The following is a 12683-nucleotide window of genomic DNA, read 5'->3' on the forward strand; positions in this document are numbered from 1 at the left end:
TGCAGATTATTTAATGGATTTTCTCTCTAAAATCTCAATCCTTTCCAAAATGCTGGAGAGGATATTTTTTTGCTCAGATGATAAGTAGCCAGCGATTTTGTACACCTCTTTTTCAGAATGGCTTTGATCTGAAACTGAACTTAGATACTGCAGATTTCCATTTTCAATACATAGTAAAGTTTCAGGATTTTCTTCCACCATATTTGACTTCATTAAAAACAAGAAGTCTCCAATTTTATAATTTGACAAAACCGATGTGTTTTCTTTGAATTCATAGATTAAATCAATATTTGCCAATGCTTTTTGCAGTGAGTTATATTGTGTGTTGTTGTCAAAATTATTCTCCTGATAAGGCAGATCTGAATTAAAGGAGAGTTGGAATTTTTCGAAATTTTCCGGCTTATTGAGATCATCAACCGTTAACGGAACAGTCAGGAATTTGTCTAAATCGAGATTAAAGTAATGAACTACAGTTAGTAAAGTGGCAATTTTAGGCTCCGAGCGTCCTTCTTCATACGCGCCGATAACGCCTCGGTTCAGTTCAAATAAATCTGCGAATGCCTGCTGGCTTAAACCTTTTGCATGTCGTATCGTCTTAATATTAGCTCCGAAAAAACTCATAAGTTCTAATCTTTTTTGCAAATATAAGATTAAATTTAATTATTTTGCTAATAATATTTGCATTTTAATATATTTTTATTATATTTGTGAACATCCAGTACAAATGAAGCATTTGGGTGAGGTTTTTTAGTAGGAATGTTTTAAATATTTAATAAGATTTGAATATTTATTACAAAATAAATAATCTATTAATAATGAATTATGATTGATCAGGAATTTTTAAATACAGCTTTTTCTCCGGTTAACACGGTTTTATCTGTGTTGCTGATTTTGTCGGTCATTTACTGGCTCTTCACCATTATCACTGGACTGGATATAGATGTCGGGTTGGATGCGGATATTGATACTGATGTCAACAGTCCGGATGGTCATGTTCATGTCGGGGATGATGCTTCGGGATGGCTTCAGTTTCTGAAATTTCTGAATCTTGATATTGTACCGATCACGTATTTCCTGACGCTTTCGCTTTTATTGACCTGGTTGGGTTCATTTTATCTCGAATCTTTTTTCTCTTTTGAAATTTGGATCTCGGCTTTAATGGTCATTCCGATATTTTTCATCAGCATTCTCTTGACGAAATTAATTTTAAAACCATTAAATCCATTCTTCAGAGAAATTAATCACAAGGGCGAAATTCCACATGATTTTCTGGGCCGACAGGGAAGGATGAAATCAACCATCCACGGAGACAAAACCGGAATGCTGGAAGTGTTTGTCGGAAAAGATCCGATGATCCTGATGGTGAGAAGCAAAGATGGTGAAGTGATTAATTATGGAACGGCTGTTTATGTCGTTGACGAAGACCGAGAGAAAAGAATTTATTACGTCGCAGAAGAAATAAAATTTTAAAAAGTAAAACAATGATCACCTTATTTATGCTGATGTTCAGCTATATTTTAGAATTGCTTCTTTAATTAGTATTAATCATTTTATTGTTCGGTGTCTTGGCTGAGAGAAATCGAAGATCGACAAAGTCAAACGCCTTTGCGAACCGAAATGTGCAAAATAATAGTAAAGAAAATCTTTGCGCCCTTTGCGTTAAATAAATAAAAAACACAGTAAAACAAATAAACTATAAAAATATGAATACACCTTTGATTGTTGGGATTGTTGTCACAGTGATAGCATCTCTCGGATTGATTTTCTGGATTTTATCGATGTATAAAAAGACCGTTCAGGGAATCGTAATTTTAAGAACGGGTTATGGAGGAACTAAGGTTTTCTTCAATGCAGGAATCGTAATTCCGGTAATCCACAGAATGGAATCGATGGATATTTCGGTGAAGAAACTGGAAATCGCCAGAGAAGGAAAAGCAGGTTTGATCTGTAAAGATAATATGAGAGCCGATATTCAGGTGGCTTTCTTTATCCGGGTAAATAAATCGGCAGATGATATCGTGAATGTCGGACAGACGATTGGTTGTCAAAGAGCGTCTGATATCAATACTTTGAGAGAATTATTTGAGGCGAAATTCTCTGAAGCGCTAAAAACGGTTGGTAAAAAGTTTGAATTTATCGAACTCTACGAAGCGAGAAGCGAATTCCGTCAGGAAATTTTACATATTATCGGAACCGATTTGAACGGATATGTTTTGGATGATTGCGCGATCGATTATCTGGAGCAGACTAAAATTGAAAATTTAGATAAAGACAATATCTTAGATTCTGAAGGGATTAAGAAAATCACTGAACTTACGGCTACTCAGAATATTAAAGCCAATCAGGTTCGCAGGGATGAAGAAAAAACCATCACAAAGCAGAATGTTGAAGCCCGTGAAGCAATTTTAGAACTGGAAAAACAGTTGGCTGAAAAAGAAGAATCTCAAAAAAGAGAAGTAGCCAATATTAAAGCACGTGAAAATGCCGAAATTCTGAAAGTTGATGAAGAAGAGCGTCTGAAATATGAAACTGTGCGCATTGCTACAGAAGAAAAATTGCAGATTGCTGAAGAAAATAAGCAGAGACAGGTCGTGATCGCTTCCAAAAATAAAGAACGTGCCGATTTAGTGGAAACGGAAAGAGTACAGAAAGACAAAATGCTTGAAGCAACTGAAAGAGAAAGAATTGTTTCGCTGGCTCAGATTGAAAAAGAAAAAGCCATCGAACTGGAGAAGAAAAACATTCAGGATGCCATCCGTGAGCGTTTGACAATGGAAAAAACCGTTGTTGAAGAGCAGCAGACAATTAAAGATTTGGAAGCCTTCAAAACAGCAGACAGAACCAAGCAGGTTGAAATCACTTTGGCAACTCAGGAAGCAGAAAAGAAATTGATTCAGGAAACCAGAGCGGCAGAATCGAGAAAATTATCTGCGGAGAAAGATGCTCAGAAATATGTGATTGAAGCTCAGGCGAAAAGAGATGCGGCAGAAAAAGAAGCAGAAGCACGTAAAATTATCGCTGACGCAAAAGCGAAAGAAGAAGCAACGGTAGGTTTGTCTGAGGCTCAGGTTCTTCATGCAAAAGCTGATGCTGCTGAAAGACAGGGAATCGTTGAATCAATCGTCATCGAGAAAAAAGCGGAAGCAGAAAGAAAAGAAGGAATTGCTCAGGCCGAAGTAATTAAAGAAAAAGCATTTGCAGAAGCGGCAGGAATTACCGAGAAAGCAGAAGCGATGAAAAAACTGAATGATGCAGGAAAAGATCACGAAGAGTTCAGACTGACTTTGGCAAAAGAAAAAGAAGTTGAACTGGCGCATATCTCCATCCAGAAAGATATTGCACAGGCTCAGGCCGGAGTTTTGGCGGAAGCTTTCAAGTCTGCTAAGATTGATATCGTCGGAGGTGATAATACCTTCTTTGACAATGTGGTTCGTCAGGTTTCAGCCGGTAAAGGTTTAGACAAATTTATCAGCCACAGCGAAAATGCTACATTGGTAAAAGAAAATCTTTTAGGTGACGGCGAAAATATCATCGGAAAAGTAATGGGAATGGTTGATAAATACAATATATCTTCTGAAGACATCAAAAATATGAGCATCGCAAGCCTGATTTTCAAACTGAACGGCGTTGCTGACCAACAGGAAAAAGGTCTTCTGTCCAGAGCAATGGATATGGCTAAAAATCTCGGTATCGAACAAAAACCAATCAGCTAAAAGCTAAAATGCTATTTTAAATTTACTAAAAAGTCCCGACGGGACGGCTTAACAAAAGATAGGATGTAATCCTATCAATAGAGTTATCAAAAAATCGAATCAAAATTATATTGTAAAACTCTCATTGTAAATTTTTCAATGATACTTTGAGAGTTTTTTTTCAATGTAAATTTTAAAAAAATTAAACCATTAAGGATTATTAAGCTGTTAAGTTAATCTAAGAAAATCAATAGATTTTTTATGAGCAAACTTAAAGCGAAGCTAAACTTAATGACTCTTAATTATTTAATAAACCTTAATGGTTCAAAAAATAAATGAACAGGATGATGGAAACATCAAACACCTATCATCCAACACCAAACATTAAAACCTATGTCAGAAAAATTAAATTCAGGGACATACGAAATAATTCAAAGCCGTCTGAATGAGCAGAAAAACGACCTTGTTCAAAGGCTTCAGAAGCTGAACGAAAACCGTAAAGAAATTTTCGGGGGCGTCGATTTTTCACTCATCGCGAATGAAAGAATTTCTACCGAGCACAATTGCGTCGCCAAAGATATTTTTTCGCTGAAAAATACTTTGATCTTCGGGTCAAATGCACATCTGGGTTTGCAGAGTGAAATTAATATCACAGATGTTTTCTCAATTTACACGATCAATAACGACCGTTTTGAACCTCGTGATGTATCGCTGATCAATGATGAAATCTTCGTTGAAGAGTTTAAAAATTTGTATAAATATTACCGAAACACCTTCTTTGCACGTTTTCATTTTACCGAAAACTATCTGTACATGGTTTTCCAGCTGTCTGAAAGTACGTCAGATATCAAGGCTTTCAAATGGCTGATCAAAGAAGATCAGTTGGTGTATGTGGATTCCAGAAGTGCTTCGGAGGTAACGTATCCGCCGCAACATGGTTTTTCGTGGACGAAAGCGACCCGGGATATGCAGCGCAGCGGAAAATTTCCGCACATTTCTCTGGCAGATAAAGTTTTTGTGGAATCAACCGGTGGAGATATTACCATTAAAATCGAGGACAATACCGACACTGGAAAAGGAATTTACTCCGAGGATGTTATCCATAAAGATCAGAATCTTGATGATGCTGAAATTCACTTCTGCGATCTTGATAATTTGGTTTTATTTAAAATTAAACCATATCAGGAAACGGAAAGATATTTCATTTACAATCATAAAGAAAAAATCGTTTCGCGTGTTGATACCTTGAAGCATTCGGCGGTTTTGCTTCCGGAAAATCAGGGCGTTTTATTCTCAAATGGATATGCTTTACAGACTGGAGGTCTGAAAGTAATCTCTCAGGATTCAAACCGACTTCATTATCTGAAAACGATTTCTGAACCGAACGGTGAAAATTTCATGTACGTTTTTTACGATGATAAAACCAATAATTATCAGCTGATTTCGTACAATATCATTACGCAGACCATCGAAACACCGATCCGTTGCAGTGGATATTCCATTTTAAATGATGGAAAACTGATTTATTTAAGAGAAAGTGTTGAAACCACAAAACATCATTTAGCTCAAATCTGGCAAACGCCGTACGCAAAAGAATTGCTGCCGAATACCGAAAAATCCGACACACTGATCTACAAAATCGGTAACAAGGATATTGTGAGAGTGATGGCGGAAAGTCAGGAACTGATTACTTTGTTGAACAAAGAAGATTCCTACAGCGGGCTGTACGACGATATTGTCAAGCTATCTACGACGATTTTAGACGCATATTATTTTCTTGGTGATGATGAGGTCGAAAATCTTGATCAGCCTTTAAAAGAAATCCGTAGCATTGCCCATTCCGCGATCAACGAGTTTGAAAAAGTGGTCGAGCAGAAGAAAAATACCGCAGAAGCTGTTGAGAAAATCAAAATTGCCTGTGAGAAAATTCTGGATGATACCAAAAGGATTCATTATTCTGAACTGACAGAATACATCGACATGCTCTCGCAAATCAGAGCGCTGCGTGGTGAAATTACCGGAGCGAGAGATCTGAAATATGTCGATGTTAAAATTCTCGATGCCTTAGATCAGTCACTGGCGGCAAGATCAGAAGAACTTTCTAATGCCTGTGTCAATTTTCTGTTACAAGAAAATTCTCTGTCGCCCTACGAAACCAGAGCGCAGTCCATTTCAGAAAATATTATCAATTTGCAGAAAGCGATTGACGCCAAAACAATTGAAGAAGAAATCACCAATTTGTCTTCACAGCTTGAGCTTTTGGTGGATATTGTCAATAATTTAAAAATTGAAGATACTTCGCAATCGACGCAGATTATTGAAAATATCTCGGTGATCTTTGCAAGATTAAATCAGGAGCGACTGGAATTGTCGAAAAGAAAAAGAGAAATTTCCGGTAAAGAATTGTCCGCTGATTTTCAGGCGCAGATGACCTTGTTTGATCAGTCGGTGATAAATTTTCTCGAACTTTCTCAAACTCCTGAAAAATGTGATGAATATCTGACCAAACTTTCCATTCAGCTCGAAGAAATGGAAACGAAGTTCATTGATTTTGATGAGTTTATCCAAAAAATTGGTGAGAAAAGAGAAGAAGCATACGGACATTTTCAAAACAAAAGAGTTCAGCTTACGGAATCTCGTAACAAGAGAACGCAGAATTTATATGATTCAGCAAAAAGAATTTTGCAGTCCGTAAAGACAAAAACCGAATCCTTTGATGCTGAAAATGAGATCAACGGTTATATTGCGACCGATCTTATGGTGGAAAAGGTTCGTGATATCTCCCGACAGCTGATGGAAATGGAAGATTCTGCCAAAGCAGAAGAAATTCAGACCCTGTTGAAAACTTCGCAGCAGGAAGCAGTCAGAAAGCTTAAAGATAAAAAAGAAATTTACGCAGACGGCGACGGTGTGATCGCATTGGGTGATTATAAATTTGCGGTCAACCGTCAGAAATTAGATCTGACTTTGGTGCTTAGAAATGCTCAGTACTATTACCATTTAACCGGAACAGGATTTTATGAACCTCTGAATTTTGATGCGGTTGCAGATTACAAAGACGTCTGGAATCAGGAATATATTTCGGAAAATTCTCAGGTAAAACGTTTTGAATATTTAGCCTGGAATATTTTCTCAAAAAATAAAAATATCAACACTGAAGAACAAAACCGAAATGCGATCCAGCAGTTTATGACTGAGCATTTTGGTGAAGGTTTGGTGAAAGGAATTCACGATGAAGATGCGCTGACGATTGTTTCAAAACTTCAGCAAATGCATAATGAATTAGGATTGATGCAATTCACACCATCTGAAAGAGCCTTGGCGCAACTGTTTTGGTATTCTTTGAGTCAGGAAAGAAAAGAATATTATCAGAAACAGTTTGAAGCGGCCAATTTAATTTCTAAATCATTTATAACTGATCAGGGTTTTCAACATCTCAACGATGAGCTTTCAAATGAGATCAGATCTTTTGCACAAAGTAATCATCTTTTTGCTGAGGTCAATGATTTCAATGCTGCCATATATCTGAAAAGAGAAAATAAATCAGCGTTTGTCGTATCGGAAAAGGCGGCTTTGCTGTTTGAATCATTTTTAAAAGATTTAAAGGACAAAGGAAAGGATCTTGAGTTTATCGATCAACTGAATGCGTTAAAAAATTATCCATCAGTGTGCTTTTCAATCGCAGAAAGTGCTTTAAATGCATTCTTACTCAATTCAGAAGTAAATTTTGAAGAGGATGTGAAAAAAGAAGCCGCAGTCTTTTTTGTGACTCAGCAATTCAACGCGGAAAATGTTCTTCATATCACGTATGAAGCGGATTTAAAAGGTTTGAAATCATTAGAAAAAGACCTCGATTATCATTTAAATTATTATGAATTCAGTTCACGCCTGTCCAATTTTAATGAAGTGGTTGTTCCGAAATACAAACAGTTGCAGGAATTGAAAGCAAAATGGGTGAGCGATAAAAAGAAAAGCCTCAAAATCGATACGTTTAAATCTCAGGTTTTGAGCTCGTTCGTAAGAAATAAATTGATTAATGATGTTTATTTTCCTTTGATTGGAGCGAATTTAGCCAAGCAATTGGGAACGGTCGGAAACGACAAACGCACCGACAGAATGGGAATGTTGCTTCTCGTTTCGCCGCCAGGTTATGGAAAAACCACGTTGATGGAATACATGGCAGACCGAATGGGATTGGTTTTTATGAAAATCAACGGTCCGTCAATTGGTCACGATATTGTTTCCACAGATCCAAGCGAAGCAAAAAATGCCGGCGCAAAACAGGAATTGGAAAAACTGAATTTAGCTTTAGAAATGGGCGATAACGTGATGTTGTACCTCGATGATATTCAGCACTGCAACCCTGAGTTTTTACAGAAATTCATCTCTCTGGCAGACGGACAGCGAAAAATTGAAGGAATTTACAACGGTGAAAGCAAAACCTACGATTTGCGGTCAAAACGTTTCTGTCTCGTCATGGCAGGAAATCCGTACACGGAAAGTGGTGAGAAATTCAAAATTCCGGATATGTTGGCGAACCGTTCAGATACTTATAATTTAGGTGAAATTTCGGGGAGCAAAACGGAATTATTTGATTTAAGTTTAATTGAAAATGCCTTGATGTCAAACGATTATCTTACCCGAATGACCAATCAGGGAATGGAAAATCTCTACAGTCTGTACAACAGCATTCAAACCAATTCTCCAAATGTTGATCTGGCAGGAAACTTCAGTTCGAATGAAATTTCAGATTTCAGAAAGGTTCTTGAAAATACTTTGAAGGTTAGAGATATCGTTCTGAAAGTCAACAAACAGTACATCGCTTCTGCTGCAATGGCTGATGATTACAGGAACGAGCCGTCCTTTAAGCTGCAAGGTTCATATCGAAATATGAATAAATTGATTTCAAATATTCAACCTATTTTAAAGCAAGATGAGGTGACACAGATCGTTTTAAATCATTATCAGAATGAATCGCAGACGCTGACCACCGGAGCAGAATCGAATATGCTGAAATTAAAGGAGCTGATGAATCTGATTTCTGAAGATGAAAAGAACCGTTGGGAAGAAATCAAGAAAACTTTTGTCAAAAATAAAATGATCAAAGGTTTAGGTGAAAATGACCGAATGACCCAGATTGTAGCTTTGCTTGCGCAGTTTAGCGAAGGTCTGGATGGGATTAAAGATGTTTTGAAGAAAGATTAAATATTTAAAATGAAAACTGAAGACCGCAAAATGCTGCGGTCTTTTTTGTGGAATAATGGGATTTGAAAATGATTAAAATTCAGTTTCAACTGAGTATCTTTGCCAAAAAATAATTAATTATTTTAATTATTGAAATCCCCTTTGCAATTCTGACCGTTTTCAATGAGAAATACACTCCAACTGTTCGATTTTTCGAAAAAAATAAATTACAAAAACGAAATTCTCGCTGGCTTTACCGTCGCCATGACTATGATTCCCGAGTCGCTTTCGTTTGCAATTCTTGCCGGACTTTCTCCGCTGATTGGCTTGTATGCCGCTTTTATGATGGGATTGGTAACAGCTGTTTTAGGAGGCCGTCCCGGAATGGTTTCCGGTGGAGCAGGAGCCACAATCGTTGTATTAATTGCACTCATCAAATCTCACGGTGTGGAATATCTTTTTGCAACCGTAGTTCTGGCTGGTATTTTTCAGTTGCTGGTAGGCGTTTTTAAACTCGGGAAATTTGTAAGATTAATTCCGCAACCTGTAATGTATGGTTTCCTGAATGGTTTGGCGGTCATTATTTTTATGGCTCAGGTAGAGCAATTTAAAGTCGTTGACGCTCAGGGAATTTCAGGTTGGCTGCAAGGTTCATCACTGTATATCATGCTGGCTCTGACGGCGCTCACAGTTGCCATTGTTTATTTCTTTCCTAAAATAACGAAGGCAGTTCCGGCTTCTTTGGTTGCAATTATTGTTGTTTTTGCAATAGTTGTGGGATTTAATATCAACACTAAAACGGTGTCAGATATCGCCAGTATCAGCGGAAATCTACCCAGTTTTCATATCCCCAAAATTCCTTTTTCATTAGAAACACTGCAGATTATTTTCCCTTACGCTATGATTATGGCAGGTGTTGGATTGATTGAATCGCTGCTCACACTTTCAATGGTTGACGAAATTACCGATTCCAAGGGAAGTGCCAATAAAGAATCTGTTGCTCAGGGCTTAGCCAATATCACCAACGGTTTTTTCGGTGGAATGGGCGGTTGTGCTATGGTTGCCCAGACTTTGGTAAATCTCAATGCCGGTTCCAGAGCCAGGCTTTCGGGGATTTTTGCTTCGCTAACGATTCTGGTTATCATCTTAGTTGGAGCACCTTTTATAGAAAAGATTCCGATGGCAGCATTGGTTGGCGTGATGATGATGGTAGCGATTTCTACTTTTCAGTGGGTTTCGATCAGAATTGTCAACAAGATGCCAAAGTCTGATATTTTTGTGGGGGTGACTGTAGCGTTAATTACCATACTGCTTCACAATCTCGCTCTTGCTGTTCTGGTGGGCGTTATTATTGCGGCCCTGGTGTTTGCGTGGGATAACGCCAAAAGAATCAGGGCAAGAACATATACTGATGATTTGGGAGTGAAATATTACGAGATTTCCGGACCTTTGTTTTTTGGTTCTGTCAATGCATTCACAGACAAATTTGATCCTAAAAATGATCCTGATGAGGTTGTCGTAAATTTTAAAGACAGCCGGATAGTGGATATGAGCGCTATTGATGCGCTGGATAAACTTTCAAAAAAATACAGTCAGCTGAATAAGAAGTTGGTTTTGAAACACCTTAGTGAAGACTGCAGAAAAATGCTGAAAAATGCTGAAGCTGTTATTGAAATCAATGTTCAGGACGATCCGACGTATAAGGTGATGCCTGCAAAATAGGGAAGAGGGAAGTTAAAGAATGAAGTAAAAAAAAACTGTCCCGATAAATGAGCGGGACAGTTTTTACAAGTAAAAAATAATCTATTTTTTAATGAATTTTGTATTGGAAACACCTTCAATTTCGAGGAAATAAGAACCTTTGGTTAAAGCTGAAATATTGATCGTTTTTGAATCATTCAACTCTCCTGAGATTATAGTTCTGCCGTTTACATCAATTATTTTAAAAGCATTTTTCCCTTTAAACGGAATGTTAACGTACAAAATATCGTCAGCAGGATTGGGTGCGATGCTGGCATTCGATTTTGCAGCTTTTGCTTCTGCTGTTGATAAATTACTGCTGTAGATTTGAGATATTTCTGTAGAAGTCAGCACACGGTTCCAGATGCCCACATCATCAATAGCTGCAGCAATATTTCCACCGCCAATCGCCCGGCCGATGTAGAAAGGCATAGCTGCTGACGTTGAATTGGTGTAAGCATTATTTACAGTTGCTGTCAATGCTCCGTTTTTGTAAAGCTGCATGGTCTGGGCGTTATAAACAGCGATGTAATGTTCCCATGCTGTTGTAGAATAGTTGGGTCCGTTCGCCCACGTCCATGATTCCCCCTGTTTGTTAGTGCCGAAGATTGTTTTTGTGCCGTCACACTGCAGAAGCCAGATAAATTGTCCGGATGTATTGGATCCGCTCATCATGGCAACACCTTCCGAATTTCCGGTTTTTTTCATCCAGAATGAAATTGAGAATGACCCGCCCTGTGCAAAATTGGAAGAAAGAGTTGACTTGGTAAGATGGGCATTGGTTCCGTTAAAGAGATATGCTGCATTTGCATTACCATCTCTGTCTGCTGTAAGGGTCGCTCCATTTACTGTCAGGTTGTTTGAATTACCGCTGGAATCGATTGCACTGCCGTTGAAACCCCACCAGGCAACTAATCCGTTGGTAGGAACGTATCCTGGAGTTTGTGCGTTTGAAAATAAAGAAAACAGAACTGAAGAGAGAAGAAAGATTCTTTTCATAAGTATTAATTTTTTTAATGGTTTTTCAAATATACCGATTAAAAATATATTAATATCATCATTTAGGGACTTTTGTTAAATATTTATTTGGTATGAAGACTTTTTGTTGGTTTTAAAATGTTAATAATGCATTTAAAGTGTGAATCTATTCAATTTAAATTGTCTGGAATAAATTCCTGATCGGTAGTATTTTAACCACAAAATGTTTCAGGCAAATTTTAATAATGATTTTGAAGATGAATCAAATCTTAAATAATCTTAAAATAAATTCAGATTGAAAGAAAAATTTTATCTTTGAGTTTATAATAAAAACACAAAATAATGACAAAAGAATTTTTATTAACAAAAAATCTTTTTCAATAAAAGCTAAAAACAATTTAACTTAAACCATTTTGAAAACAGATATTGATATTCTGAACCATGATCATTTTTCCTTTGATCTGTGGCTTACCCTGATTAGATCTCATCCCGAATTTAAAACCAAAAGAGTTGAGCTCTTTGCTTCTTATTTTGAAGTGGAAAAACCAGTTGATGAGGTTGCGACGGTTGTAAAATATTACGATGATCTCTGCAATACCATCAACGAAGTTATTGGCGGAAATGTGGATACTTACGAGATTTATTTATTGATTTTAAATTCTTTGAATGTCGATCTGAAACAGTTAAACAGAGAGCGATTAAATGAATTTTATCAAAAGAGTGAAGATTTATTTTTGGAATACAAACCTGTTGTGATTTTTAAAAATTTACATGAGTTTTTTGCTGAAATTAAAAACCAGGGAAAAACCATTAATATTCTAAGCAACACGGGTTTCATCAAAGGCAGAACGATGAGGAAATTTCTGATTGAGGAAAATCTTGATCGGTACATTGATTTCCATATTTATTCTGATGAACTGAAAGTTTCAAAACCCAATCCGCTCGTTTTTCAGGAGGTGAAAAATTTAATTAAAAACCAGGATTTACAAATGAACCGGATTTTGCATATCGGTGATAATCCCATCGCGGATTACAAAGGTGCGAGCGATTTTGGATTCAGTGCCCACTTACTAAAACCACAACTATAAT

Annotated in this window: 7 protein-coding genes; 5 read left to right on the forward strand and 2 right to left on the reverse strand. The window is 37.1% G+C overall.

Annotation, left to right across the window (positions count from 1 at the left end):
- Positions 1 to 6: 6 nt before the first annotated feature.
- The gene (locus IC610_RS08175) at positions 7 to 621 is read right to left on the reverse strand and encodes a helix-turn-helix domain-containing protein (protein WP_191736283.1); all 615 of its coding nucleotides are present in this window, start codon (positions 619 to 621) and stop codon (positions 7 to 9) included.
- A gap of 201 nt (positions 622 to 822) precedes the next feature.
- Between IC610_RS08175 and IC610_RS08180 the strand changes: the two genes are divergently transcribed.
- The 4 genes from IC610_RS08180 to IC610_RS08195 all read left to right on the forward strand — a co-directional run bounded on the left by IC610_RS08180 (position 823) and on the right by IC610_RS08195 (position 10598).
- Positions 823 to 1470 carry a hypothetical protein gene (locus IC610_RS08180; RefSeq protein ID WP_191736285.1) on the forward strand — a complete coding sequence of 216 codons (648 nt, stop codon included), beginning with the start codon at positions 823 to 825 and terminating at the stop codon, positions 1468 to 1470.
- Between the two features lie 233 nt (positions 1471 to 1703).
- Positions 1704 to 3713 carry a flotillin family protein gene (locus IC610_RS08185; RefSeq protein WP_191736287.1) on the forward strand — a complete coding sequence of 670 codons (2010 nt, stop codon included), beginning with the start codon at positions 1704 to 1706 and terminating at the stop codon, positions 3711 to 3713.
- A 372-nt stretch (positions 3714 to 4085) separates the two neighbouring features.
- A complete protein-coding gene (locus IC610_RS08190) occupies positions 4086 to 8897 on the forward strand; it encodes a DNA repair ATPase (RefSeq protein ID WP_191736289.1) in 4812 nt (1603 codons plus the stop codon).
- Positions 8898 to 9059: 162 nt separating this feature from the next.
- Entirely contained in the window at positions 9060 to 10598 is a 1539-nt protein-coding gene (locus IC610_RS08195) for a SulP family inorganic anion transporter (protein WP_191736291.1), read from the forward strand.
- Between the two features lie 81 nt (positions 10599 to 10679).
- Here IC610_RS08195 and IC610_RS08200 read toward each other — a convergent pair whose 3' ends face one another.
- The gene (locus IC610_RS08200) at positions 10680 to 11615 is read right to left on the reverse strand and encodes a LamG-like jellyroll fold domain-containing protein (RefSeq protein WP_191736293.1); all 936 of its coding nucleotides are present in this window, start codon (positions 11613 to 11615) and stop codon (positions 10680 to 10682) included.
- Between the two features lie 392 nt (positions 11616 to 12007).
- Here IC610_RS08200 and IC610_RS08205 point away from each other — a divergent pair, with 392 nt between their 5' ends.
- Positions 12008 to 12682, forward strand: a complete 675-nt coding sequence (locus tag IC610_RS08205; RefSeq protein WP_191736294.1) for an HAD family hydrolase — start codon at positions 12008 to 12010, stop codon at positions 12680 to 12682.
- Position 12683 lies beyond the last annotated feature (1 nt).

It is taken from the genome of Chryseobacterium caseinilyticum (genome assembly GCF_014837145.1).
Lineage (GTDB): Bacteria > Bacteroidota > Bacteroidia > Flavobacteriales > Weeksellaceae > Chryseobacterium > Chryseobacterium caseinilyticum.